The 25338-nt window shown below is 55.3% G+C and carries 22 protein-coding genes and 1 other RNA gene; 7 read left to right on the forward strand and 16 right to left on the reverse strand.

Features of this window, described 5'->3' with window-relative positions; translation table 11 throughout:
- The first annotated feature begins 36 nt into the window (after positions 1-36).
- Positions 37-1023: a tRNA-modifying protein YgfZ gene (gene ygfZ / locus K6958_RS16800; protein WP_249892176.1), complete on the forward strand. Its 987-nt coding sequence runs from the start codon at positions 37-39 to the stop codon at positions 1021-1023.
- Between the two features lie 54 nt (positions 1024-1077).
- Here ygfZ and trhA read toward each other — a convergent pair whose 3' ends face one another.
- Positions 1078-1731: a PAQR family membrane homeostasis protein TrhA gene (gene trhA, locus K6958_RS16805; RefSeq protein WP_249892177.1), complete on the reverse strand. Its 654-nt coding sequence runs from the start codon at positions 1729-1731 to the stop codon at positions 1078-1080.
- A 217-nt stretch (positions 1732-1948) separates the two neighbouring features.
- Between trhA and K6958_RS16810 the strand changes: the two genes are divergently transcribed.
- The gene (locus K6958_RS16810) at positions 1949-2680 is read left to right on the forward strand and encodes a MurR/RpiR family transcriptional regulator (RefSeq protein WP_249892178.1); all 732 of its coding nucleotides are present in this window, start codon (positions 1949-1951) and stop codon (positions 2678-2680) included.
- 220 nt (positions 2681-2900) lie between these two features.
- Positions 2901-4337, forward strand: a complete 1437-nt coding sequence (locus tag K6958_RS16815) for a 6-phospho-beta-glucosidase (RefSeq protein WP_249892179.1) — start codon at positions 2901-2903, stop codon at positions 4335-4337.
- A gap of 73 nt (positions 4338-4410) precedes the next feature.
- Here K6958_RS16815 and gcvP read toward each other — a convergent pair whose 3' ends face one another.
- The 7 genes from gcvP to K6958_RS16850 all read right to left on the reverse strand — a co-directional run bounded on the left by gcvP (position 4411) and on the right by K6958_RS16850 (position 13751).
- Positions 4411-7284 carry an aminomethyl-transferring glycine dehydrogenase gene (gene gcvP, locus K6958_RS16820; protein WP_249892180.1) on the reverse strand — a complete coding sequence of 958 codons (2874 nt, stop codon included), beginning with the start codon at positions 7282-7284 and terminating at the stop codon, positions 4411-4413.
- Between the two features lie 113 nt (positions 7285-7397).
- Positions 7398-7784, reverse strand: coding sequence for a glycine cleavage system protein GcvH (gene gcvH / locus K6958_RS16825; RefSeq protein ID WP_249892181.1), 387 nt, complete (start codon positions 7782-7784; stop codon positions 7398-7400).
- A gap of 21 nt (positions 7785-7805) precedes the next feature.
- On the reverse strand, positions 7806-8900 hold the full coding sequence (gene gcvT, locus K6958_RS16830) for a glycine cleavage system aminomethyltransferase GcvT (protein WP_249892182.1): 1095 nt from the start codon (positions 8898-8900) through the stop codon (positions 7806-7808).
- A 511-nt stretch (positions 8901-9411) separates the two neighbouring features.
- On the reverse strand, positions 9412-10611 hold the full coding sequence (gene ubiI, locus K6958_RS16835; RefSeq protein WP_249892183.1) for an FAD-dependent 2-octaprenylphenol hydroxylase: 1200 nt from the start codon (positions 10609-10611) through the stop codon (positions 9412-9414).
- Positions 10612-10624: 13 nt separating this feature from the next.
- A complete protein-coding gene (gene ubiH, locus K6958_RS16840) occupies positions 10625-11803 on the reverse strand; it encodes a 2-octaprenyl-6-methoxyphenyl hydroxylase (RefSeq protein WP_249892184.1) in 1179 nt (392 codons plus the stop codon).
- Positions 11800-13122, reverse strand: a complete 1323-nt coding sequence (pepP, locus tag K6958_RS16845) for a Xaa-Pro aminopeptidase (protein ID WP_249892185.1) — start codon at positions 13120-13122, stop codon at positions 11800-11802. The genes ubiH and pepP overlap by 4 nt, the downstream gene beginning before the upstream one ends.
- 47 nt (positions 13123-13169) lie before the next feature.
- Positions 13170-13751, reverse strand: a complete 582-nt coding sequence (locus K6958_RS16850; protein WP_249892187.1) for a YecA/YgfB family protein — start codon at positions 13749-13751, stop codon at positions 13170-13172.
- Positions 13752-13919: 168 nt separating this feature from the next.
- Here K6958_RS16850 and zapA point away from each other — a divergent pair, with 168 nt between their 5' ends.
- From zapA to K6958_RS16865, 3 genes are all read left to right on the forward strand, one after another.
- Positions 13920-14249 (forward strand): cell division protein ZapA, encoded by a 330-nt coding sequence (zapA, locus tag K6958_RS16855; protein WP_085070241.1) that lies wholly within the window; start codon positions 13920-13922, stop codon positions 14247-14249.
- Between the two features lie 40 nt (positions 14250-14289).
- A non-coding RNA gene (ssrS, locus tag K6958_RS16860) (6S RNA) lies at positions 14290-14473 on the forward strand.
- A gap of 95 nt (positions 14474-14568) precedes the next feature.
- The gene (locus K6958_RS16865) at positions 14569-15159 is read left to right on the forward strand and encodes a 5-formyltetrahydrofolate cyclo-ligase (RefSeq protein ID WP_249892188.1); all 591 of its coding nucleotides are present in this window, start codon (positions 14569-14571) and stop codon (positions 15157-15159) included.
- Positions 15160-15205: 46 nt separating this feature from the next.
- On the opposite strand, the gene serA is transcribed toward K6958_RS16865, so the two are convergent.
- A complete protein-coding gene (gene serA / locus K6958_RS16870) occupies positions 15206-16444 on the reverse strand; it encodes a phosphoglycerate dehydrogenase (protein WP_249892189.1) in 1239 nt (412 codons plus the stop codon).
- Between the two features lie 282 nt (positions 16445-16726).
- Complete coding sequence (gene rpiA / locus K6958_RS16875; protein ID WP_249892190.1) at positions 16727-17386, reverse strand: ribose-5-phosphate isomerase RpiA; 660 nt, start codon at positions 17384-17386, stop codon at positions 16727-16729.
- A gap of 189 nt (positions 17387-17575) precedes the next feature.
- Here rpiA and K6958_RS16880 point away from each other — a divergent pair, with 189 nt between their 5' ends.
- Complete coding sequence (locus K6958_RS16880) at positions 17576-18487, forward strand: LysR family transcriptional regulator ArgP (protein ID WP_249892191.1); 912 nt, start codon at positions 17576-17578, stop codon at positions 18485-18487.
- Positions 18488-18753: 266 nt separating this feature from the next.
- Here the strand turns inward: K6958_RS16880 and K6958_RS16885 are convergent, their stop codons facing one another.
- The 6 genes from K6958_RS16885 to epd all read right to left on the reverse strand — a co-directional run bounded on the left by K6958_RS16885 (position 18754) and on the right by epd (position 24934).
- Complete coding sequence (locus tag K6958_RS16885) at positions 18754-19476, reverse strand: oxidative stress defense protein (RefSeq protein ID WP_249892192.1); 723 nt, start codon at positions 19474-19476, stop codon at positions 18754-18756.
- 179 nt (positions 19477-19655) lie between these two features.
- Positions 19656-20276 (reverse strand): arginine exporter ArgO, encoded by a 621-nt coding sequence (gene argO / locus K6958_RS16890; RefSeq protein ID WP_249892193.1) that lies wholly within the window; start codon positions 20274-20276, stop codon positions 19656-19658.
- A gap of 174 nt (positions 20277-20450) precedes the next feature.
- Entirely contained in the window at positions 20451-21338 is an 888-nt protein-coding gene (gene mscS, locus K6958_RS16895; protein WP_249892194.1) for a small-conductance mechanosensitive channel MscS, read from the reverse strand.
- A gap of 184 nt (positions 21339-21522) precedes the next feature.
- Entirely contained in the window at positions 21523-22602 is a 1080-nt protein-coding gene (gene fbaA / locus K6958_RS16900) for a class II fructose-bisphosphate aldolase (protein WP_249892195.1), read from the reverse strand.
- A 98-nt stretch (positions 22603-22700) separates the two neighbouring features.
- Positions 22701-23864: a phosphoglycerate kinase gene (gene pgk, locus K6958_RS16905; RefSeq protein ID WP_249892196.1), complete on the reverse strand. Its 1164-nt coding sequence runs from the start codon at positions 23862-23864 to the stop codon at positions 22701-22703.
- A gap of 50 nt (positions 23865-23914) precedes the next feature.
- Positions 23915-24934 (reverse strand): erythrose-4-phosphate dehydrogenase, encoded by a 1020-nt coding sequence (gene epd / locus K6958_RS16910; protein ID WP_249892197.1) that lies wholly within the window; start codon positions 24932-24934, stop codon positions 23915-23917.
- Between the last annotated feature and the right edge of the window lie 404 nt (positions 24935-25338).

Here is a 25338-nt window from a genome sequence, read left to right on the forward strand (position 1 = left end):
CACTCTTGGTATTCACTGACTCTTCAGGATTTCGCTATGCCTGACTTTACTTTTCCACCGCGCCAGCCTGTCGCTTCATCCCGGCTGCCGCTGACTTTAGTTTCACTGGAAGACTGGGCGCTGGTTTCCGTGCAGGGCGCGGACAGCACCTCCTATTTACAAGGCCAGGTAACGCTGGATGTCGCCGCTCTGCCGGCTGAAAAGCACTTGCCCTGCGCGCACTGCGATGCCAAAGGCAAAATGTGGAGCAACCTGCGCCTGTTCCATCGCGGCGAAGGCTACGCCTATCTGGTACGACGCGGCCTGCGCGATATGCAGATTGCCGAACTGAAAAAATACGCCGTGTTTTCTAAAGTAACCATCGCTGCCGATGACAATGTGGTGCTACTGGGCGTGGCGGGCTTTCAGGCCAGAGCAGCGCTGACCAACCGTTTTGCCGCCCTGCCGGATGCGCAAACGCCGGTGGTGCAGGATGGAGACTCTACGCTGCTGTGGTTTGCTACTCCTGCCGAGCGTTTTCTGCTGGTAACCAACGTCGAGAAAGCCAGCGAGCTGAAACAGGCGCTGGTAGGCGAGGCGCAGCTGAACGATAGCCAGCAGTGGCTGGCATTGGATATTGAAGCAGGCCTGCCGGTGCTGGATGAAAAAACCAGCGCACAGCTGATCCCGCAGGCGACCAATTTGCAGGCGTTGGAGGCGATCAGCTTCAAGAAAGGCTGCTATACCGGACAGGAAATGGTGGCGCGCGCCAAATTCCGCGGCGCCAACAAGCGCGCCCTTTACTGGCTGGCGGGAAAAGCAGGTCGCGTTCCCGCAGCGGGCGATGCGCTGGAGCTGAAAATGGGTGAAAACTGGCGACGCACCGGCACCATTCTGGCGGCTGTCCAGCTGGAATCGGGGGATGTCTGGGTTCAGGCGGTATTGAATAACGATCTGGAAGCGGAAAGCGTGCTGCGCGTGCAGGGTGATGAAGGCGGCCAGCTGGCTATTCAGCCGCTGCCCTATTCGCTGGCAGAAGCCTGATTAAAACAAAAAGTTAAAGGCGGCCGCACAGCCGCCTTTTTTATCTTTAAAAGGTTATAATACATAAAGATAGATCGCTAAAAAGTGGCAGATGCTGCCGCCCAACACAAAGCCATGCCAGATGGCATGATTGTAGGGGATGCGTTTCGCCACATAAAAAATCACCCCCAGCGTATAGATAATGCCCCCCGCCGCCAACAGCCAAACGCCGCCGGGCGCCAGCTTAATCGCCAGCTGATAAATCACGATAACAGAGAGCCAGCCCATCAGCAGATAGGTCACCAGCGACAGCACCTTAAAGCGATGAATAAATACCAGCTTAAAAACAATCCCGGCCAGCGCCAGGCTCCAGATAACCACCATCAAACCGTGCGCCAGCGGCGACTTCAGCCCTACCAGCAGAAACGGCGTATAGGTGCCGGCAATCAACAGATAGATAGCGCAGTGATCCAGCTTTTTTAACCAAAACTTCGCGCGCGGATGCGGTACCGCGTGATACAGGGTAGAGGCCAGGAACAGCAAGATCATACTGCCGCCGTACAGACTGTAGCTAGTGATGGCGAGCGCCCCGGCATTCGCCTCCATCGCCTGGCTTAGCAGCAGCACCAGCCCAACGATGCCAAAAACAGAGCCAATGCCGTGACTGATACTGTTAGCAATTTCTTCCGCCAGGGAATATCCCGGCGCTAATCCGTTTTTATTCGCCATGTTTCCCTCCTGATGTCCGGTTAATGTTTTGTGCATAAAAGGGAATCGTTATCGACTCGCCTGTTAAACCTGGTCCGTTCACAGACTAGCTAACAACCATTTCAGTGTACACGTGTAAGCTTAAATAAATTTATGTCAATCTGTAACCCGACGCGCGCGTCGGCGCGCAGAGCAAAATCTGGTAAGGTATGCCGCGGGAACCACTGGCGGATACAGCATGTTTACTCACAGCATAATTTCAACGCTCAATGACACAGAGATGATGGTATACAACACCGTAATTAAAAGCGGCGACAAGGTGATGTATATGACTATTCGTGAACTGGCCGATGCCGCTGGCGTCTCTACCACGTCGGTATTGCGCTTCTGTCGTAAAATGCAGTGTGACGGGTATTCCGAGTTTCGTATTCGTTTTAAATTATATCTGGAGCAGGAACAGCAGCGGCCGGTTAATTATGGCGTCAATGAAATTGTCAGCTTTTTTAAAAGCATTAATAACGATGAATTCGAGAATTTAATTATCCAGGCGGTAGAGCATATTTTAGCGGCGCAACGCATTATTTTTGTTGGCGCGGGCACATCCGGCACGCTGGGAAAATATGGCGCACGCTTTTTCTCTAACGTCGGTAAATTTAGCAACTATATCGATGACCCTTATTATCCGGTCAGCAGCGATATGTATAAGGATGCTGTCGCGATTATTCTTTCTGTTTCGGGTGAAACCGAGGAAATTCTGCGACTTGCCAGCCAGTTCAGCCTGCACCGCTGTAAAATTATTACCATTACCAATAGCGAAACCAGCTCACTGGCTAAACTGGCGGATTTTAATATCTCCTGCCATATGCCGTTAATTCGCATGAACGGCGGATTTGATATTACCAGCCAGGTGCCTACGATGTATATTATCGAGACGATTGGCCGTAAACTCGCCAGTCGCCAGGCGAAATAAAACAGCCTGTTTTTCTCAGGTAACAAATCACGTTTGTCACGTTTCGTTATAACGTGACATTCTTCCACGCTTTGCTACACTCCGGTCAACGTTTGCTATCGAACCGTTATATTTTCCCGCGCCCTCAATGACGGCTGCACGCTTATTTCCTGCCGCCGCTTAATATCATCGGGCGCTGCGTAAACCAGACCGTATTTTACTGCAACAGTAAGGGATCTTTATGACACAGCAGCAATTTCCGCAGGATTTTCTCTGGGGCGGCGCCGTTGCCGCGCATCAGGTTGAGGGTGGCTGGGATCAGGGCGGCAAAGGCATCAGCATTTGCGATGTGCTTTCCGGCGGTTCGCACGGCGTCGATCGCGTGATGACCGATGGCGTACAGCCCGGCTATAGCTACCCGAACCATGAGGCGGTTGATTTCTACCATCGCTATAAAGAAGATGTGGCGCTGTTTGCCGAGATGGGCTTTAAGTGCTTCCGCACCTCGATTGCCTGGACGCGTATTTTCCCTAACGGCGATGAACTGGAACCGAACGAAGCGGGCCTACAGTTTTATGACGATCTGTTCGATGAATTGCTAAAACATGGCATCGAACCGGTTATCACCCTGTCTCACTTTGAGATGCCGTGGCATCTGGTAAAACAGTACGGTGGCTGGCTGAACCGTAAAGTGGTCGATTTCTTTGTGCGTTTTAGCGAAGTGGTATTACGCCGCTATCAGCATAAAGTGAAATACTGGATGACCTTTAACGAGATCAATAACCAGCGCACCTGGAACTATCCGCTGTTCGGCTACTGCTGTTCCGGCGTGGTGTTTACCGATCATGAAAAACCTGAGCAGGCAATGTATCAGGTGATGCACCACCAATTTGTCGCCAGCGCCAAATTGGTGGAGCTGGGTCACCGCATCAATCCTGACTTTCAGATTGGCTGCATGATCGCCATGGTGCCGATTTATCCCTTCTCCTGCCATCCGGATGATGTGATGTTTGCTCAGGAAGCGATGCACCGTCGCTATGTCTTCAGCGATGTGCAGATGCGCGGCTACTATCCCGCTTATACGCTGAACGAATGGGCGCGCAAAGGCTATCACATTGAAATGGAAGCGGAAGATGAAGCGACCCTGCGCAACGGTTGCTGTGACTATATCGGCTTCAGCTATTACATGAGCAACGCGGTGCAGGCGAATACCAAAGGCGAAGGCGACTCCATTACCGGTTTCGAAGGCAGCGTGCCGAACCCGCACGTCAAAGCGTCTGACTGGGGCTGGCAGATTGACCCAGTCGGCCTGCGTTACTCGCTGAATATCCTGTATGAGCGTTATCAAAAGCCGCTGTTTATCGTGGAAAACGGCTTTGGCGCTATCGATAAGCCGAATGCCGACGGCTTTATTGAGGATGATTACCGTATCGATTATCTGAGCGCGCACATTGAGCAGATGAAAAAAGCGGTGCTGGAAGATGGCGTCGATCTGATGGGCTATACCCCGTGGGGCTGCATTGACTGCGTCTCGTTCACTACCGGTCAGTACAATAAGCGTTACGGTTTTATCCATGTGGATAAAAATGATGACGGCACCGGCACCATGGCGCGCTCGAAGAAAAAAAGCTTTGCCTGGTATCAGCAAGTGATCGCCAGCAACGGCGAGCAGCTTTAAGCCTGCGCTTTAGCGTTACCTGTATAAAAGCAAGGCCGGAATCTATCCGGCCTTTTTTATTACGGCAACAGGCTTACTGGTAGTCGCTGATGGGTACGCAGGAGCAGAACAGATTACGATCGCCAAATACGTCGTCCAGGCGCTTCACTGTCGGCCAGTATTTATTGGCGCAGCCTGCCGGGAACACCGCCAGATCACGACTGTAAGGATGCGTCCACTCGCCCACCAGCTCCTGTTGGGTATGCGGCGCATTCACCAGCGGGTTATCCTCCAGCGGCCACTCGCCGTCCGCCACGCGATCGATCTCCATACGAATCGCCAACATCGCATCGATAAAGCGATCCAGCTCAGCTTTCCCTTCCGATTCGGTCGGCTCTACCATCAGCGTTCCGGCAACAGGGAATGACATGGTGGGCGCATGGAAACCGTAATCAATCAGGCGCTTGGCGATGTCCAGCTCGCTGATGCCGGTCTGCTCTTTTAGCGGACGAATATCTAAAATACATTCATGCGCTACCCGGTTATCGCGCCCGGTATACAGCACCGGATAAGCGGACTGCAGGCGGCTGGCGATATAGTTGGCGTTCAGAATGGCCACCGAACTGGCCTGCTTCAGCCCCTCGGCGCCCATCATACGAATATACATCCAGCTAATCGGCAGAATCGAGGCGCTGCCAAACGGCGCGGCGGAGACCGCGCCCTGCTGCGTGAGCAAATCATCAATTTGCACCACGCTATGACCCGGCACAAACGGCGCCAGATGCGCTTTCACGCCGATAGGCCCCATCCCCGGGCCGCCGCCGCCGTGTGGAATACAAAAAGTTTTATGCAGGTTCAGGTGAGAAACATCCGCGCCAATATAGCCCGGCGTGGTGATCCCGACCTGCGCGTTCATGTTGGCGCCGTCAAGGTAGACCTGCCCGCCATGCTGATGAACAATCTGGCAAACTTCACGGATCGTCTCTTCGTATACGCCATGCGTGGAAGGATAGGTCACCATAATGCAGGAGAGCGCGCTACCCGCCTGCTCTGCTTTCTGCCGTAAATCATGCAGGTCGATATTGCCCTGTTTATCACAGGCAACCACCACCACCGACATGCCCGCCATCTGCGCCGAGGCCGGGTTGGTGCCGTGCGCTGAACTGGGGATCAAACAGATATGACGTTCACCTTCGTTGCGGCTTTCATGATAGCGGCGAATCGCCAACAGACCGGCATACTCGCCCTGCGCGCCGGAGTTAGGCTGCATGCACAACGCATCGTAGCCGGTGAGCTGCACCAGCCACTGCGAGAGCTGACTAATCATCTGCAAATAACCTGCCGCCTGCTCTGCCGGACAGAACGGATGCAGCTCGGCAAATTCCGGCCAGGTGATGGGGATCATTTCCGCAGCGGCGTTAAGCTTCATGGTGCAGGAGCCGAGCGGGATCATCGCCTGATTCAGCGCCAGATCCTTTTTCTCCAGACTGTGCATATAACGCATCATCTCGGTTTCGCTGTGATAACGATTGAACACCGGATGGGTCAGAATTGGCTGTTGACGCTGCAGCGCCGACGGAATGGAGCGGCTGTCAGCGGCAACGGCGGCGTCCAGTTCATCAATATCCAGCCCGTGATCGTCGCCCAGCAGAATGGCGAACAGCGTGGCGACCTCTTCGCGGCCGGTGGTTTCATCCAGCGTGATGCCTACCGCCTGATGAATATCGGTACGCAGGTTAACGCCAAAGCTGAGCGCGCGCGCCAGCACTGCCGCCTTGTCCGCCACCTCAACGGTCAGGGTATCAAACCAGCTGTGATGACGCAGCGTCAGGCCGCCTTTTTGCAGCCCGGCCGCCAGGATATCCGTCAGCCGATGGATGCGGCTGGCAATACGCTTCAGCCCTTGCGGACCGTGGAACACCGCATAAAAGCCGGCGATATTGGCCAGCAGTACCTGCGAAGTACAGATGTTGGAGTTCGCCTTTTCACGCCGGATATGCTGCTCACGGGTTTGCATCGCCATACGCAACGCGGTGTTGCCGGCGGTATCGCGCGATACGCCGATAATACGTCCCGGCATCGAGCGCTTAAATTCATCGCGGGCGGCAAAGAAGGCGGCATGCGGACCGCCGTAGCCCATCGGCACGCCAAAGCGCTGAGCGGAACCAAAAACGATATCTGCGCCCTGCTTGCCCGGCGCTTCCAGCAGCACCAGCGCCATAAAGTCGGCCGCCACGCTGACCACGATCTTGCGGGCTTTCAGTTCGCTAATTAGCGCGCCGTAATCATGGGCTTCGCCGGTAGTGCCGGTCTGCTGCAATAGCACGCCAAACAGTGCGTCATGATCGCGCGCGCGCTCTGCTTTATCCACCAGGATCTCAAAGCCGAATGTCTCCGCGCGCGTTTTCACTACGTCCAGCGTTTGCGGGTGAATATCGTCGGCAATAAAGAATTTGTTGGCATTTTTAAGCTTGCTGACGCGCTTTGCCATCGCCATCGCTTCGGCGGCGGCGGTGGCTTCATCCAACAGCGAGGCGGAGGCGATATCCATGCCGGTCAAATCCAACGTCAGCTGTTGGAAGTTCAGTAACGCCTCGAGACGTCCCTGCGAAACTTCCGGCTGATAAGGCGTATAGGCGGTATACCAGCCCGGATTTTCCAGCAGGTTACGCAAAATAACCGGCGGCGTCAGTACCGGCGTATAGCCCATGCCGATATAGGATTTGCAGCGCTGATTACGGCTGGCGATCGCTTTTAGCTCCGCCAGCGCCTGATGTTCCGTCACCGCATCGCCAATGGCCGGCGGGCCAGGCAGCTGAATGTCGGCTGGAACGATACTGGCGATAAGCTCTTTGAGCGAACTGGCGCCAATGGCCTGCAGCATGCTTTCCTGCTGTGAGAGAGAGGGACCGATATGGCGTTCGATAAAGGCGCCAGTATGTTCAAGCTGGCTGAGTGTCTGAGTCATGAATCGTCAATCCTGAGGGGCGGCTATCGCTATCAACACAAGCGGCCAGCCGCAGCCGACCGCTAATACCTGGAGGTCAGCGCATCACCGTGGCGCTGACAGCCTGCTGGAGGTTATTCATCAATGGAGGCCAGATAGCCTTCCGCATCCATCAGCTGCTCCAGTTCAGATTCATCGCTGGCTTTAAGGCGAAACAGCCAGCCGGAAGCGTACGGCTCGCTGTTAACCAGCTCCGGCGAGGCTTCCAGCGCATCGTTAACCGCCACGACTTCGCCGCTTAACGGCGCGTAAATATCAGAAGCGGCTTTGACCGACTCCGCCACGGCGCAGTCATCGCCGGCGGCAAAGCTGCTGCCCACGTCCGGCAGATCGATAAAGACCATATCGCCCAGTAGTTCCTGCGCATGTTCGGTAATGCCAACGGTATAAGTGCCGTCCGCTTCCTTACGTACCCACTCATGACTTTCACGATATTTTAATTCATTTGGCACATTGCTCATCGCTGCATTCTCCTGCACTGGTTACTGAGCGACCGGTTTACCGGCGCGAACAAAAATCGGTTTAGTGACGTTGACCGGCATTTCCCGATTACGAATCTGTACAATGGCCTGCTCGCCAATCCCCGCCGGAACGCGGGCCAGCGCGATACTGCAGCCTAAAGTGGGGGAAAAAGAGCCGCTGGTGATAATGCCCTGCTGCTGGTTGCCCTGCGCATCGGTAAACATCACCGGCAGATCGTTACGCAGCACGCCTTTTTCCGTCATGATCAGGCCGACCAGTTTTTCGGTGCCCTTTTCACGCTGATGCTCCAGCGCTTCGCGTCCGATAAACTGCCGATCGGCAGGCTCCCAACTGATGGTCCAGCCCATGTTCGCCGCCAGCGGCGAGACGCCTTCATCCATATCCTGACCGTAGAGATTCATCCCGGCCTCCAGACGCAGCGTGTCGCGTGCGCCCAGCCCGGCAGGCTTCACGCCCGCCAGCAGCAGCCGCTGCCAAAACTCGGCGGCCTGCTCGCCCGGCAGCGCGATTTCATAACCGCTTTCACCGGTATAGCCGGTAGTGGCAATAAAAAATCCGTCTGACTCCACGCCAAAGAAGGGCTTCATGTCACTGACGACCTGACGCTGCGCATCGCTAAACAGCGTTTGCGCTTTCTGTTGCGCATTCGGTCCCTGCACCGCAATCAGCGCCAGATCGTCGCGAACCTGTATCGTGACGCTAAACGGCTGCGCATGCTCGCTGATCCACGCCAGGTCTTTTTCGCGCGTGGCGGAATTGACCACCAGCCGGAACCAGTCATTGCTCATAAAGTAAACAATCAAATCATCAATCACGCCACCCGATGCGTTCAGCATGGCGCTGTACAGAGCCTTTCCTGGCTGCGTCAGACGGGCGACATCATTAGCCAGCAACCTGCGCAGAAATTCCCGGGTGCGCTCACCGTGCAGATCGACAATGGTCATATGAGAGACATCAAACATGCCGGCATCGGTACGCACGGCATGATGTTCATCCATCTGCGAGCCATAGTGCAGCGGCATCATCCAGCCGTGGAAATCCACCATACGGGCGCCGCACGCCTGATGCTGTTGGTACAACGGAGTCTGCTTCATAACATTCCTGTGCGTTAACGGGTTAACTGGACGCTAAATGAGGCTAAAACGTCCGACGCAAACGTTCTCTCTGCCCTGACGTTATCACCGAATGGCCTGATTAACCATAAGCTAAACAAGGGCGAATCACGTGTGTCCCTGGCCGGAACCGAATGAATTGTGCAGAATTTTTCACTGAAAAAATGCGTGGCAAGGCACATAACCAACAACAAAAGCGTAACAAAGCCGTTTAAAAACCAGACAGCCGCTTAATGACGCTAAAAAAAGCCGTTGATAAGCACGCCATGAAATTAGAAAAACTAATGCGAATACGCAGGTAAAATTAGAATAATTCAAACGAGCAGACTAAAAGCGTGCAGCTGCCTCAAACTGGTGCAAGAGGGGAAAAAAGGCCCGAAGCCATGGATAAACAGCCCTTAACGGCACAAAAAAAGGGCCGAACGGCCCTGAGGTAAGCATGCGCTGTACATTTAACGAAAGATCGCCTGAACGCCCCTGTTACAAGCTGCGCTTAGCGCAGCCATTCCGGCAGATCCTGCAGACCCATGGCCTGCTTCAGCAACCGCGGCTTAACGCCGGGTAGCCGATCCGCCAGCCGCAGCCCCACATCGCGCAGCAGCTTTTTCGCCGGATGATTACCGGCAAACAGATCACGGAAGCCCTGCATATTCGCCAGCATGACCGCCGCGCTGTGTTTACGGCTGCGCTCATAGCGGCGCAGGTAAAGATGCTGACCAATATCTTTGCCCTGCTGTTGCAGACGGCGGATTTCGCCAATCAACTCAGCGGCATCCATAAAGCCCAGGTTAACGCCCTGCCCGGCCAGCGGATGGATGGTATGCGCCGCATCGCCCACCAGCGCCAACCGATGCGCAGCAAACTGACGGGCATAACGCGCCGTTAGCGGGAAGGTTTGACGCTCGCTTTCCAGCTCGCACAGGCCAAGACGCATATCAAAAGCGACCGACAGCTGCTGATTAAACAGCGCAGCGGGCATCTCGCGCAGCCGGGTGGCTTCCTGCGGCGGCAGCGACCAGACAATCGAGCAAAGATGCGCATCGTTCAGCGGCAGAAAGGCCAGAATCCCTTCGCCGTGAAAAACTTGCCGCGCCACCGCCTGATGAGGCTGCTCGGTACGGATGTTCGCCACCAGCGCGTGATGCTGGTAATCCCAAAAGGTTAAGGGAATATCCGCCTTTTCACGCAGCCATGAGTGCGCACCATCTGCGCCGATCAGCAGGCGGGCACTCATCATGCTGCCATCCTGCAGAGTGATAAAGGCTTCGTTATCGCCGAAAGCCACCTGCTGCAGCTGCGCCGGCGCCAGCAGCGTAATATCGCTTAGCTGCTGCGCCCGCTGCCATAAAGCCTGGTGAATTGCCTGATTTTCAATGATATAGCCCAAATGACTGACGCCCTGCGGCTCATCGAACTCAATACGGCCAAAGCTATCGCGATCCCACACTTCCATGCCGTGATACGCGCTGGCGCGTTGCGCCAAAATCGCCGACCAGACATCAAGATGTTGCAGCAGTCGTTCACTGGCGGCATTAATCGCCGACACGCGCAATCCGTGCGGTTCGCTGGGGTTAAAGGCGTCCGGCACCGATTTTTCCAGCACCGCGATACGCAGACCACAGCCCTGTAATCCGCAGGCTACCGCCAGCCCTACCATACCGCCACCGGCGATCACCACATCATAAGTTTGCATTAAAATCCTCTTTTCAGCGCGTTACCCAGCCAAGCGTACGCTCCGCCAGGCGGTTGCGCAGCCAGGGTAAATTATCCATTGTCATCAGACCAAGGTTACGCCCTATTGCCAGCGGCAGATAGCGATTAGCAAACAGCCGCACCAGTCCATCGGTCACGCCGATGGTGGCGGCACGATCCGGCTCCCGCCGCTGATGGTAACGCTGTAGTACGGCAAAGCTGCCGGGATCTTCCTGCTGGCGTTGCGCCACCGCCAGCGTTTCAGCCAGCGACATCACGTCACGAATGCCGAGGTTAAACCCCTGACCAGCAATCGGATGTAAGGTTTGCGCCGCATTGCCCACCAGCGCCAGGCGATGCGCAACCGTTCGACTGGCGCTTTGCAGCGCCAGCGGGTAGCTGGTGCGCTGTCCCACCTGCGTAAAGCGCCCCAGTCGCCAGCCAAATGCCTGCTGCAGCTCTGCCAAGAACTCGGCGTCGCTCCAGCTATCGATACGGGATTTAGCCATCGGCGGATGGCACCAGACCAGCGAGCTGCGACCATGCGACATCGGCAGTAACGCCAGCGGACCATGCTCGGTAAAGCGCTCAAATGCGCGCCCCTGTGGGGCTATCTGCGTGGTCACGTTGGCGATAACGGCGATTTGTTGGTAATCCTCCCGCTGCCACTGAACGCCGCAGGCGGCAGCCGCGCGGGAATGGGAACCATCCGCCGCCACCAGCAAGCTTCCCTGTAGTTGCTCCCCGCTGCCCAGCGTGACGCTGACATGATCCTGATGCTGCTCAATGCGGCTTACCTGCTCCGGACAACGCAGCGTCACGCCAGGCGCCTGACGTAAGCGCTGATATAAGCGGTTTCCCACTTCATGCAGCTCCACCACATTGCCCAGCGCCTTAACCTCATAGTCAGCGGCATCAATGTTAACAAATCCGGCGTGCCCGCGATCGCTCACGTGGACATGAGTAATCGGCGTAGCGCAGTCGGCGAGCGCAGGCCAGAGATTAATCGCCGCCAGCTGCTGACAGGTGCCCGCCGCCAGCGCAATCGCCCGGCCATCATAGCCCGGATGCGCGCGTTCGCCTGGCGCAATCGCCTCGATTAACGTAACCGGCAGCGAACCCTGCGTCAGATGTGAGAGCGCCAGCGCCAGCGTTGCGCCGGTCATGCCGCCTCCGGCGATGATCACGCTCATCCCTGCTGCGCTGCCGCCATCAGCGCTTCGATAGCGTCAACGTCTTTGACCACGCTATCGGTAAGATTTTCATTTCCCTGTTCGGTAATCACGATGTCATCCTCAATGCGAATGCCGATTCCGCGATACTCTGCCGGCACGTCCGCGTCCGGCGCGATATACAGCCCCGGCTCGACGGTAAGCACCATGCCCGGCTCGAGCAGGCGTCCGCGGTCTGGGGTACCGTAATGGCCAACATCATGCACATCCAGTCCCAGCCAGTGGCTCAGGCCATGCATGAAGAACTGTCGATGGGCGTTTTCAGCAATCAGCAGCTCTATATCGCCCTGCATTATGCCCAGTTCTACCAGCCCGCTCACCATCACCCGCACCACTTCTTCGTTCACTTCGCGAATGCTGATGCCGGGACGAAACAGTGCGAGCGCTTTGTACAGCGAAGCCAGTACGATGTTATAAATTGCCCGTTGCGGCGCGCTGAATTTTCCGTTAACCGGGAAGGTGCGTGTAATATCGCCTGCATAGCCGTGCAGCTCGCAGCCGGCGTCGATCAGCACCAGATCGCCATCGCGCAGTTCGCTCTCATTTTCGGTGTAGTGCAGGATACAGGCGTTTTCGCCGCCGCCAACGATGGTGTTATAGGAAGGATGCCGCGCGCCGTGACGGGTAAATTCATAATGAATTTCGCCCGCCAGCTGATATTCAAACATGCCTGGGCGGCAGACCTGCATGGCGCGCGTATGTGCCTGGGCGCTGATTTTTCCGGCGCGGCGTAATATTTCCAGCTCTTCCGGGCCTTTAAACAGACGCATCTCATGCACCCAGGGGCGCCAGTCAATTAGCGTATTCGGCGCCTGTAAATTCTGACGAAAGCCGCGACGCAGCGTGTCCAGCGCGCTGAACAGGATACGATCGGCAAACTCATATTCACCCTGCGCATGGTAAACCACATCCAGCCCGTTCAGCAGCTGATGAAGCTGTTCCTTCAGGTCATCCCAGGGCAGCGCGCGATCGACGCCCAGCTTTTCCGGCGCGGCCTCCTGACCTAAACGCCGACCGAACCAGATTTCCGCCTGCTTATCACGTATGCGGTTGAACAGCACGCTATGGTTATGGGTTTCGTCGCTTTTAATCAGCAGCAGCAGCGCTTCAGGCTCGTTGAAGCCGGTGAAATACCAGAAGTCGCTGTGCTGGCGAAAGGGATATTCGCTATCCGCGCTGCGCGTAACTTCCGGCGCCGCAAAAATTAACGCCGCGCTGCCCGCAGCCATACGCGACAACAGCGCCTGGCGCCGCTGCAAAAAAGTATCCAGCGTAATCATCCGTATCTTCTCCCTGAGTTAGGCCGCCGCGCGGCGCTGACAAATAATCAGTGCAGCGTCACCTTGTTGACTTCCGGCGCGCCCGGCGGCATCGGCGGGTTAAAGGTTTCATGGCACAGCAAGGCGGCTACGCGTACATACTCGATAACCTCTTCCATTGATTGAGCCAGCTCTTCCTGATCGTCTTCTTCATCATAGCCAAGCTGCGCGATGGTGCGCAGATCGTCGATCGCCTCGCCCGCTTCGCCTTTGACTTTATCCAGTTTAGGCTGCGTTACGCCCAGCCCTAACAGAAAATGGTTCACCCATCCCGCTAACGCATCGGCACGTTCAAAGACGCTGCTTTCGTCTTCATCCGGCAGCATCAGCTGGAACATAAAGCCCTCTTCTTCCAGCGTATCCTGGATATGCGCATGCAGTTCCTGCAGCGGCTGCGAGAGCGATTGTGAAAAGGCCAGCCCTTCGTTTGTGAGATCGTGTACCAGCGCTTTCCAGCTGTGATCTTTGTTGCCACCACAGACAATGCCGCTGATCAAGCCGTGCATTTCAGCCGGCGTCATTCCTACCCCCTGTTGGGTCAGGAGGGATGCCAGCGCCTGATAGCCCGGCTGTGTGTTATCTGTAGACATATGCATTATCATCGTTGGCGGAGTAAGTTCGTGTTATGCTACCACCAGGTGCCTTGAGGTTTCCAGAAAGGGCTTGTTTCTTCACGCAAGGGTAGATATAGTGGCGCCCCTTCTGAGCCGGAGCAGGTTCAGAACGATGCGGGCGCAGTAATCAGTCAGGAAGGTGGCATGTCTGCACAACCGGTAGATATTCAGATTTTTGGACGTTCGTTACGCGTGAATTGTCCGCCTGAACAGCAAGATGCGCTGAACGCGGCGGCAGAAGATCTCAATCAGCGGTTGCAAGATCTGAAAGTTCGCACTAGAGTCACAAATACAGAGCAGCTGGTGTTCATCGCTGCGTTGAACATTTGCCATGAGCTGGCGCAGGAAAAGGGGAAAACCCGTGACTACGCTGCTAATATGGAACAACGCATACGCATGCTGCAGCAGACCATTGAACAGGCATTGCTTGAGCAAGGTCGCATAACTGAACGCCAGGGTGCGAAGTTCGAATAACACTTTACGGCCTGCTGTGATACAGTGGCGGTGAAGTACAATTTCTCTGAGATGTTTGCAAGTGGGCCAGTCCCCTGAGCCGATATTTCAAAACCACAGAGTGTGGCGCTCCGCAGCCTGTGTGCATGCCCGGTCCGTCCGGGAAGCCTAATGGTTACGACGACACATTCACCTTGAACCAAGGGTTCAAGGGTTACAGCCTACGGCGGCATCTCGGAGATTCCTTTCTTTTCCTCAGCGGTAACGTATCGCTTTGGAGATAAACCCTTAGCCGGCTTTGTGCTATATTCGCACCATTCCCGCTGGCTCAGGTATCCCCATGTCTTTATCACTCGAACGGCAAGCCATACGTACCCACGTACGCCATTTACGGCGTGGATTGAGCGCTGAACAGCAAACGCTGGCGGCAAATAGCGTGGCTGAGCGTGCCTTAAACGTCGCATCGATCGATCGGGCGCAGCATATCGCCTTGTTTCTTTCAGTTGATGGCGAACTCAATACCCGTCCCTTGATTGCCCGTCTGTGGCAGCAGCATAAACAGGTTTATCTTCCGGTGCTGCACCCGTTTTCGGCGGGGAATCTGCTATTTATCCGCTATACGCCGGAAACGTTGTTAACCCCTAATCGCTTACGTATTCCGGAGCCGCCGCTGGATGCCCGACAGATTATTCCACTCGACCAACTGGATGTGATGTTTGTGCCGCTGGTGGCGTTTGATAAGCAGGGACAGCGCCTGGGGATGGGCGGCGGGTTTTACGATCGCACTTTACAGCACTGGCGCAGCCATCGCTTTCTTCCCATTGGCCTGGCGCACGACTGCCAGCAGGTCGATACGCTGCCGACCGAAAGCTGGGATATTCCGCTGCCAGCGATGTTAACCCCTTCCCGCCTGTGGCAGTGGGAAAAGTAAAACGCCGCCTTACAAGGGCGGCGTGATGGGTGATAAAAGCGCGTAATCAGTAAAGCAGGCGGGCGCGCATCGTTCCCGGAATCGCCTTCATCAGCGTCAATGCCTTATGGGCGACATCCAGTTCCGCATCAATATCGATCACCACATAGCCCATCATCGGCGTAGTTTGCAGATACTGCGCGGAGATATTGATGCCCTGCTCGGCAAATATCTGGTTAATGGCGGTTAGTACGCCCGGTCGGTTTTCATGGATATGCAGCAGGCGGCTCACGTGCGCGCCGTGCGTCGGCAGCGAAACTTCCGGGAAGTTAACGGCAGAGAGCGTAGAGCCGTTATCGGAATATTTTGCCAGCTTCCCGGCCACTTCGATGCCGATATTTTCCTGCGCTTCCTGCGTCGAGCCGCCGATATGCGGCGTCAGGATGACGTTATCGAATTCGCACAGCGGCGAGTTAAACGGGTCGCTATTGGTCGCCGGCTCTTCCGGGAAAACATCAATAGCCGCGCCGGAGAGATGTTTATTCGCCAGCACCTGGCAGAGCGCCGGAATATCCACTACCGTTCCGCGTGAAGCGTTAATCAGCAGCGATCCCGGCTTCATCAGCGCCAGCTCTTCCGCGCCCATCATATTTTGGGTCGACGGAGTTTCCGGCACATGCAGGCTGACCACGTCGCTCATATTCAGCAGATCGGACAGATGCGCTACCTGCGTCGCGTTGCCCAGCGGCAGCTTGTTTTCAATATCATAGAAAAAGACATGCATGCCCAGGCTTTCCGCCAGCACGCCCAGCTGCATGCCGATATGGCCATAACCGATGATGCCCAGTTTTTTACCGCGCGCCTCATACGAGCCGGCAGCCTGCTTGTTCCAGATGCCACGATGGGCTTTGGCATTCGCTTCAGGGATGCCACGCATCAGCAGCAGCATTTCGCCGATAACCAACTCCGCCACCGAACGCGTATTAGAGAACGGCGCATTGAAGACCGGCACGCCGCGCTTTGCCGCCGCGTCTAAATTCACCTGGTTAGTGCCGATACAGAAACAGCCTACGGCCACCAGCTTTTCAGCCGCGGCAAAGATCTCTTCAGTCAGCTGAGTACGGGAACGAATACCGATAAAGTGCGCATCGCGGATGGAGGCTTTCAACGCTTCGCTATCAAGCGCGCCTTTGTGATATTCAATATTGGTGTAACCTGCCGCACGTAAATTATCCAGCGCGCTTTGGTGAACGCCTTCCACCAGCAGAAACTTAATCTTGTCTTTCTCCAGCGATACTTTTGCCATTTCCCGACCCTATTTTGCAGACTTCAGAAGAGGCTGTAATAAGCCAGCCTTCTGTCAAAATATCAAAATTTACGCGCGCGGCAATACAAACGATTGCCTGGTGCTTAGCATGGGCAAATGTGGATGGGGCTGGAGACAACAGATTATGATGGGAAGCGCCTTACCGACAGAATGATAACGTTGCGGCTTACCATTATGTGACATAAGTCACCAAATTAAGCCTTCTGCAGAAAAGATGTTTTTTAACAAGAAATAACCGGCGCGGCGCGCGCGCCAGCCAGATCATTTGGTGATAGTTTTTACGCCGTCAGGGCCGCCAATCAGCGCAATGTCAGCCCTGCGGGCGGCAAAAAGACCTACCGTTACCACGCCAGGCAACGCATTAATGGCGCGTTCCAGCTCAGCCGGGTTAACGATACTCAGATTATGCACGTCGAGAATAATGTTGCCGTTATCGGTGACCACATGCTGACGATACTCCGGCAGGCCGCCCAGCTTCACCAGCTCGCGCGCGATATAAGAGCGCGCCATCGGAATCACTTCCACCGGCAGCGGAAAGCCGCCGAGAACATCTACCTGCTTGGAGGCGTCAGCGATACAAATAAACTTATCCGCTACCGCCGCAATGATTTTCTCGCGCGTCAGCGCCGCGCCGCCGCCCTTGATCATTTGCATTTGCGGGTTGATCTCATCGGCGCCGTCAACGTACACCGCCAGAGAATCTACCTCGTTAAGATCGAATACCGGAATACCCAAACTTTTTAACTTCAGCGTAGAGGCATCCGAGCTGGAAACAGCGCCCTCGATTTGATGCTTAATCGAGCCGAGCGCATCGATAAAGTGGGCGGCGGTCGATCCGGTGCCGACGCCGACAATCGTCCCTGGCGTGACATAATCCAGCGCGGCCCAGCCTACTGCTTTTTTCAGTTCATCCTGCGTCATGGTATGTTTAAAACCTATGCTAATGGTGTGCGCGTAGTATAAAACAAGCTCTGGCTAAAATGCGTATTGGATGCGCGGCGTTTTGTCGCTTTGCAAAGCAGTGCACAAACTGCTGTCGCTATCCGCCACGGCAAGATCCTAATTTTATGGCATAGTGTCCCGGCATTCCTGAAGGAGAACAGAATAACAATGAAAAGACCCGACTATCGAACGCTTCAGGCTCTGGACGCTGTGATTCGCGAGCGTGGCTTTGAGCGCGCGGCGCAAAAGCTCTGCATTACCCAGTCGGCGGTCTCGCAGCGTATTAAGCAGTTGGAAAATATGTTCGGCCAACCGTTGCTGGTGCGCACTATTCCGCCCCGCCCGACCGAGCAAGGACAAAAGCTGCTGGCCCTGCTGCATCAGGTAGAGCTACTGGAGGATGAGTGGCTGGGCGATGAAAACGGCGGCACCACGCCCCTGCTGCTGTCGCTGGCGGTAAACGCCGACAGTTTGGCGACCTGGCTGCTGCCCGCGCTAAAAGAGGTGTTGACCGATTCGCCGGTACGCCTGAATTTACAGGTGGAAGATGAAACCCGCACCCAGGAGCGCTTACGTCGCGGTGAGGTAGTGGGCGCCGTGAGTATTCAGCCGCAGCCGCTGCCCAGCTGTTTGGTAGATCGGCTTGGCGCGCTGGATTACCTGTTTGTTGGCTCGCCTGAGTTTGCCGCACGCTATTTTCCTAACGGCGTAACGCGTTCGGCGCTGCTGAAAGCGCCAGCGGTGGCGTTTGATCATCTTGATGATATGCATCAGGCTTTTTTACAGCAGAACTTCGACCTGTCGCCCGGTAGCGTTCCCTGCCATATCGTTAACTCGTCTGAGGCGTTTGTGCAGCTGGCGCGCCAGGGTTCGACCTGCTGTATGATCCCGCATCTGCAAATCGAAAGAGAGCTGACCAGCGGCGAGCTTATCGATCTGACGCCCGGTCTTTACCAACGCCGGATGCTTTACTGGCACCGCTTTGCGCCGGAAAGCCGCCTGATGCGCAAAGTTACCGATGCGCTGCTGGCGCACGGTCATCGCGTGCTGCGTCAGGAAGAGGAAGCGCTTAGCGGTTAGGGCACGGTGAAAGTCATGTTTGCCTGCGCATTAACAACGTGCCTGCGTTGTTGCAGATGCTTTAACACCCAAAGCCTAAGGCGCGGGGAGTGCAGGCAGAAGAGTAAAGCATCCCGCGCCATGGACGGCGCGGGCCGAGCTGTCAGGGATGACGTTTTTTGCGTCTTTACGATCGGCCTGCACTTCCCGTGCAGGCACCCTGCTCCCGCAACCTAAGGCGTGTGGAGTACGTTAGGCTATTCAGGTGGCATCTCTGCCGGGTGCAACTAGTTGCGCTGTAGCTCAAACACCACATCGACCTGATCGTCAAAATGTATGCTCTGCTGCTCATAGGTTTGCTCAGCGGAGGTCATGGGCGCGGCGTCGGCGGCTTTATACATGCGCGCCATCGGCATCGGCTGATAGTTGGCTACGTGATAGCGCACGCTGTAAACCTGTCCCAGCTTGGCGTTAAATCCTTTTGCCAGCGCCGCCGCCTGCTGTGTGGCGTTTTCAATCGCCGCCTGACGCGCCTTCGCTTTATAATCATCCGGATTCGCTACGCCCAATTCTACCGAACGGATCTCATTCAGCCCCGACTTCAGCGCGCCATCCAATAAATCGTTCAGCTTATCCAGCTGGCGCAACGTTACCTGTACCTGGCGCACCGCACGGTAACCTTTCAGCACCGACTTGCCCTCTTTGGTATAGTCATACTCCGGCTGGGTACGCAGGTTCGCCGCATCAATATCTTTTTTCTCGATACCGTTTTTACTCAACAGATCGAAATATTGCGCCACGCGATCGTCCGCCTGTTTTTTCGCTTCCGCGGCATCCTTTGAAGAAACATTGACTTCTATCGCCAGCGTGGCGATATCAGGGCGCGCATCCACGCTCGCCTGTCCTGAGGTGACAATATGCGGCCCGTTGGGCAGCTCATCCGCCTGGGCGATCAATGGCGCGGTGCTTAATCCCATCGTTGCGGCCAGAGCCAGTGCTTTCAGTTTCACGAAAGGTCCTCCTTGAAGACAAAACAAATTAACGGGGCGCCGTATTGGCAGTTGCCATGACGGCCACGCAAGCCTGCCATAAGCCAGCCGTGGGCGACATGCGTGTTCCTCTGAGTTTTTATTGTGGCAAAAGTTTCTTTTTTTGCCGCCCCGCCGCACTTAATGCTGTCGGCCGCGCCTTAAAAGCCCGCCAGCCCCTGCCAGGCCAGTTTTAACGCAATAAACCACATCACTACGCCGACGAATAAATTAATGATGCGTTGCGCGCCCACCGTGTTCAGACGCGGCGACAGCCAGGCCGCCAGCAGCGCCAGGCTAAAGAACCAGATAAAAGAGGCGCTGGCGGTGCCCAACGCAAACCAGCGGCGCGCCTCGGCCGGCAATTGACCGCCCAGGCTCCCCAGCACGACAAAGGTATCCAGATAGACGTGTGGGTTTAACCAGGTGACCGCCACCAGCGTAGCGATAATGCGCCAGCGGCTCTGCTGCTTTAGCTGCGTGCTGGCCAGGGAGATATCAACGCTCAGCGCCGTACGCAACGCGCTCCACCCATACCACAACAGAAACGCGACGCCGCCCCAGGTCACCAGGTTCAGCAGCAGCGGCGATTGATTCAGCAGCGCGCTGCCGCCGAAAACGCCGGCGGAAATCAGAATAATATCGCTTAGCGTGCAGAGAGCGGCGGTCATCAAATGGTATTGCTGACGGATACCCTGGTTAAGCACGAACGCGTTTTGCGGCCCCAGCGGCAGAATAAGGGCTACGCCCAGAGCAAGCCCCTGAAAATATACGGATAGCATAAATTCCTTCCCGATAATGATAATGGCGGGCAGTGTATAGCGCGCAAGGCAGAGGGTGAAATGGAAAGAATTAATGGAATATCAGCAGGGCTAATAACAGCAGCGGGCGAGGTTTAACCTCGCCCGCTGCTGACTTTGCTTTGCCAATGCTGGCTAAGCCCAGGTCATTGCTGATCAGACGTTGGCCGTTTCAGCTTTGGCTTTTTCCTCGTCAGAAGATTTTACCTGATGCAAGTGAACATCCATCTGCGGATATGGGATGCCGATGCCGTGCGCATCCAGCGTACGCTTAAAGTTTTTCATCAGATCCCAGTAAACATCCTGCAGATCGCTGCTATTGCTCCAGCAGCGCACCACGAAATTCAGCGAGGAGGCCGCCAGTTCATTCAATCCAATCTGCACGCCTTTATCCTGCAGTACGCGCGGATCGGCATCCACCACTTCACGCAGCAGCGAAATGACCTGATCGACATCAGCGTCGTAGGCGACGCCAATAATAAATTCATTACGGCGCACCGGCTCGCGTGAGAAGTTAATGATATTGCCGGCAATGATTTTACCGTTCGGCACCACGACGATTTTGCCGTCGCCGGTACGCAGCGTGGTAGAGAAAATCTGCACGTGCAGCACGGTACCCATCACGCCGCCCAGATCGACAAACTCACCGGTACGGAACGGACGGAACGTCACCAGCAGTACGCCCGCAGCCAGGTTAGAGAGTGAGCCTTGCAACGCGAGGCCTACCGCCAAACCTGCCGCACCCAATACGGCGATAACCGAAGCCGTTTGTACACCGACGCGTCCCAGCGCGGCGATCAGGGTAAAGGCAATAATGCCGTAACGCACCAGCGCTGACAGAAAATCCGCCACGGTGGCATCAATATGCCGCGCAACCAGTAGACGGTTGATGCCGTTTGAAATGATGCGCGCAATGATCATCCCGACAATAAGGATGGCAAAGGCCGCCACGATATTAACCGCATAACCGATCAGCAACGCCTGATTATGGACCAGCCAGCCGCCTGCGCTGCTTATCCCGTGTACCACATTTAAATCTTCCATCTATCCACCCTGTTATCTTTCCTCAAAAAAAATCGTCAAAACTATCGCTAAGCGCTGATGCGCCCTCCACCAAGGGTAAACAATAACAATCCGCTTCGCCAAATAAGTGACGATAAAGGTTACACTTTTGCACCAAAACGCCATAAAAAAAGGCCCCGTAGGGCCTTTTATCACCAATACGCGATTACAGCGTGTTGATGTTGTTCAGCTCTTTAAACGCCTGCTCTAAACGCACAACCATGGAAGCCTGTGCAGCACGCAGCCAAACGCGTGGATCGTAGAATTTCTTGTTCGGCTTATCGTCGCCTTCCGGGTTACCCAGCTGCGCCTGCAGATAGCCTTCGTTCTTTTTGTAGTACTGCAGAATACCGTCCCAGGTCGCCCATTGGGTGTCGGTATCGATATTCATTTTGATTACGCCGTAATCGATAGATTCTTTGATCTCTTCAGCAGAAGAACCAGAACCGCCGTGGAACACAAAGTTCAGCGCATTGTGCGGCAGGTTATGTTTCTGGCACACATATTCCTGAGAGTTTTTCAGGATTTTCGGCGTCAGAACCACGTTACCCGGCTTGTAAACGCCGTGTACGTTACCGAAGGAAGCGGCGATGGTGAAACGATGGCTCACTTCGCTCAGCTTGGTGTACGCGTAATCCACGTCTTCCGGCTGGGTGTACAGCGCGGAGCTGTCGAGATGGGAATTATCTACGCCATCTTCTTCACCACCGGTTACGCCCAGTTCGATCTCCAGCGTCATATCCATTTTCGCCATACGCGCCAGATACTTGCTGCAGATTTCGATGTTTTCTTCCAGCGTCTCTTCAGAGAGGTCGATCATATGGGAAGAGAACAGCGGTTTACCGGTCTGAGCGAAATGTTTTTCACCCGCGTCCAGCAGACCGTCGATCCACGGCAGCAGTTTCTTCGCGCAGTGGTCGGTATGCAGAATCACCGGCACGCCATATTTTTCCGCCATCAGATGCACATGATGGGCACCAGCGATCGCACCGGCGATAGCGGCAGCCTGCGGCTCGTCAGATTTAAAGCCTTTACCTGCGATAAAGGCTGCACCGCCGTTAGAGAACTGTACGATAACCGGCGCTTTAACTTTAGACGCGGCTTCCAGTACGGCGTTGATAGAGTCGGTGCCTACGCAGTTAACTGCTGGCAGGGCGAATTTGTTCTCTTTCGCTACCTGAAATACTTTCTGTACGTCATCACCGGTGACAACGCCTGGTTTTACGAAATCAAAAATTTTAGACATCTGTTTTGTCCTGTTTCGTCGGCCGTGTTACGGATTCACGCCCATTTAAGTAAGCTGGGCAATACGTTCTGGCAGAGCGTGACGCCCTGCCCTAAAAGTTACTGTTTAGCACGCTCTTCGAGCATAGCGACCGCTGGCAGTTTTTTGCCTTCCACGAACTCAAGGAACGCGCCGCCGCCGGTAGAGATATAAGAAATTTTATCTTCGATGCCAAACAGATCGATTGCCGCCAGCGTATCGCCGCCGCCAGCAACAGAGAACGCTTCGCTGTCAGCGATCGCGTTAGCGATGATTTCGGTGCCTTTACGGAAGTTCGGGAATTCGAACACGCCTACCGGGCCGTTCCACAGGATGGTTTTCGCCTCTTTCAGCACTTTCGCCAGCGCCTGCGCCGTTTCATCGCCGAAGTCCATAATCTCTTCGTTGTCGGCGATCTCGGTAACTTTTTTCACCGTAGCCGGTGCAGTTTCAGAGAATTCCGTACCTACGCGCGAGTCGGTCGGCACCGGAATGCCATACTGATCGCGCAGGCCTTTCGCGGCTTCAACGAAATCTGGCTCATACAGCGATTTACCCACGTTGTTGTCGATCGCCACGAAGGTGTTGGCGATGCCGCCGCCGACGATCACGGTGTCAGCGATTTTAACCAGTGAGTTCAGCACGTCGAACTTGGTAGACACTTTAGAACCGCCTACCACCGCCACCAGCGGGCGGGCCGGGTTGTTCATTACTTTGCCCAGCGCTTCCAGCTCGGCGGAAAGCAGCGGACCGGCACAGGCGATCGGCGCGAATTTGCCTACGCCATGTGTGGAAGCCTGTGCGCGGTGCGCGGTGCCGAATGCATCCATAACGAACACGTCGCACAGAGCGGCATATTTTTTCGAGAGGGTTTCGTCGTCTTTCTTCTCGCCTTTATTGAAACGCACGTTTTCCAACACTACCAGCTCGCCCGCGCCGACTTCTACGCCGTCAAGGTAATCTTTCGCCAGGGTCACGTTGGTACCGCTCAGTTTCTCTTTCAGGTAGTTAACTACCGGCAGCAGAGAGAACTCTTCGTTATATTCGCCTTCGGTCGGACGTCCCAGATGGGAAGTCACCATTACTTTCGCGCCCTGTTTCAGAGCAGCTTCGATAGTCGGCAGCGAAGCGCGAATACGCGCATCTGACGTCACTTTCCCTTCTTTAACCGGCACGTTAAGATCGGCACGGATCAGAACGCGTTTACCAGCAAGATCCAGATCGGTCATCTTAATTACAGACATGGTGAACCCTCTCGTTGATTCTCATAAGTTTTGTCAGACGCATCCGCGTCTTACCTGAAACCACTTGCGGCCATGGCTAACGTGGTGTCGAGCATCCGGTTAGCAAAGCCCCATTCATTGTCACACCAGACTAATGTCTTAACCAGGTGGTGACCGCTGACCCGCGTTTGCGTGCCGTCCACTATGGCACTGTGCGGATCGTGATTAAAATCGATCGAGACTAACGGCATTTCCGTATAGTCAACTATACCACTAAAAGACCCCGCTGAGGCATTTTGCAGCACGGCGTTTACCTCGCAGGCCGTGACTGCGGCGCGTACGCTGACGCTCAGATCCATCGCGGTAACGTTGATCGTCGGCACCCGCACGGCGATCGCTTCGAAGCGATCGTGGAACTGCGGCAGGATGCGCCCGATACCCGCAGCAAGCCGCGTATCAACGGGAATGATCGACTGGCTGGCGGCTCGCGTACGGCGCAGATCGCTGTGATAGGCATCGATCACCTGCTGATCGTGCATCGCGGAATGGATAGTGGTTATGGCACCGGATTCGATGCCGAAAGCGTCGTCCAACAGCTTAATAATCGGAATAATACAGTTAGTGGTGCACGAGGCGTTGGAGATAATGCGGTCGGTGGGTTTAAGCGCCTGCTCATTTACGCCGAAGACCACCGTGGCGTCCAGATCGTTACCGCCGGGATGGGAAAACAGTACTTTCTTCGCGCCAGCCCGCAGATGAGCTTCGCCATCCGCGCGGCTGCCCCAAATCCCGGTACAGTCCAGCACCACGTCAACGTTTAGTTCACGCCAAGGCAGATCGGCGATATGCGCCTGATGCAGCAGACGAATAGTATCTTCGCCCACCCACAGCAGATCGCGCTCCTGACGCACTTCCCAGGCGAAGCGGCCATGGCTGGTATCATATTTCAGCAGATGCGCCATACCGGCGGATTCCGCCAGCTCATTAATAGCGACAACGCTAATTTCTGCCCGACGGCCGGTTTCGTACAGCGCACGTAATACGCTGCGTCCAATACGGCCAAAGCCATTAATCGCTACGCGAAGGGTCATAAATCTCCTGCGTCAGAACCTGATAAAAACGTGCCGATAGACTGAGCCAGCCGTTACGATTTGTACAGGGAAAATTCCGCCAGTGCAATCCACCGTAAAACAGGGTAACTGCCTCTACTGAAACGCTTCAGCGAGAATATTCGTTACCAGGAATAATTAAAATGATAGCGATCAACCCTTACAGCAAACTTCTGACACAGATCACAAATTTGAATAAAAGTCCTGTCGGTCCTCCCCGCTTGCGTTGATGCGCATAGTATGGTGAGGCGATGTAAGCGCGTTTTTCAACCTGTCTCGCAGGGAAAGGCATTGACCCTCTTAAGATGCGTATCGCAGGCCCGCCCTGCTGTTTTAACGCGTGAATAGGTGACCGACAGATCGGTATCAGCTTATTCATGCGCATT

Source organism: Mixta hanseatica (assembly GCF_023517775.1).
Lineage (GTDB): Bacteria > Pseudomonadota > Gammaproteobacteria > Enterobacterales > Enterobacteriaceae > Mixta > Mixta hanseatica.

Bases quoted from the DNA above. Each gene is read 5' to 3' on its own strand.
- ygfZ (WP_249892176.1), top strand. From the start codon at position 37: ATGCCTGACTTTACTTTTCCACCGCGCCAGCCTGTCGCTTCATCCCGG.
- trhA (WP_249892177.1), bottom strand. From the start codon at position 1,731: ATGGCGAATAAAAACGGATTAGCGCCGGGATATTCCCTGGCGGAAGAA.
- K6958_RS16810 (WP_249892178.1), top strand. From the start codon at position 1,949: ATGTTTACTCACAGCATAATTTCAACGCTCAATGACACAGAGATGATG.
- K6958_RS16815 (WP_249892179.1), top strand. From the start codon at position 2,901: ATGACACAGCAGCAATTTCCGCAGGATTTTCTCTGGGGCGGCGCCGTT.
- gcvP (WP_249892180.1), bottom strand. From the start codon at position 7,284: ATGACTCAGACACTCAGCCAGCTTGAACATACTGGCGCCTTTATCGAA.
- gcvH (WP_249892181.1), bottom strand. From the start codon at position 7,784: ATGAGCAATGTGCCAAATGAATTAAAATATCGTGAAAGTCATGAGTGG.
- gcvT (WP_249892182.1), bottom strand. From the start codon at position 8,900: ATGAAGCAGACTCCGTTGTACCAACAGCATCAGGCGTGCGGCGCCCGT.
- ubiI (WP_249892183.1), bottom strand. From the start codon at position 10,611: ATGCAAACTTATGATGTGGTGATCGCCGGTGGCGGTATGGTAGGGCTG.
- ubiH (WP_249892184.1), bottom strand. From the start codon at position 11,803: ATGAGCGTGATCATCGCCGGAGGCGGCATGACCGGCGCAACGCTGGCG.
- pepP (WP_249892185.1), bottom strand. From the start codon at position 13,122: ATGATTACGCTGGATACTTTTTTGCAGCGGCGCCAGGCGCTGTTGTCG.
- K6958_RS16850 (WP_249892187.1), bottom strand. From the start codon at position 13,751: ATGTCTACAGATAACACACAGCCGGGCTATCAGGCGCTGGCATCCCTC.
- zapA (WP_085070241.1), top strand. From the start codon at position 13,920: ATGTCTGCACAACCGGTAGATATTCAGATTTTTGGACGTTCGTTACGC.
- K6958_RS16865 (WP_249892188.1), top strand. From the start codon at position 14,569: ATGTCTTTATCACTCGAACGGCAAGCCATACGTACCCACGTACGCCAT.
- serA (WP_249892189.1), bottom strand. From the start codon at position 16,444: ATGGCAAAAGTATCGCTGGAGAAAGACAAGATTAAGTTTCTGCTGGTG.
- rpiA (WP_249892190.1), bottom strand. From the start codon at position 17,386: ATGACGCAGGATGAACTGAAAAAAGCAGTAGGCTGGGCCGCGCTGGAT.
- K6958_RS16880 (WP_249892191.1), top strand. From the start codon at position 17,576: ATGAAAAGACCCGACTATCGAACGCTTCAGGCTCTGGACGCTGTGATT.
- argO (WP_249892193.1), bottom strand. From the start codon at position 20,276: ATGCTATCCGTATATTTTCAGGGGCTTGCTCTGGGCGTAGCCCTTATT.
- mscS (WP_249892194.1), bottom strand. From the start codon at position 21,338: ATGGAAGATTTAAATGTGGTACACGGGATAAGCAGCGCAGGCGGCTGG.
- fbaA (WP_249892195.1), bottom strand. From the start codon at position 22,602: ATGTCTAAAATTTTTGATTTCGTAAAACCAGGCGTTGTCACCGGTGAT.
- pgk (WP_249892196.1), bottom strand. From the start codon at position 23,864: ATGTCTGTAATTAAGATGACCGATCTGGATCTTGCTGGTAAACGCGTT.
- epd (WP_249892197.1), bottom strand. From the start codon at position 24,934: ATGACCCTTCGCGTAGCGATTAATGGCTTTGGCCGTATTGGACGCAGC.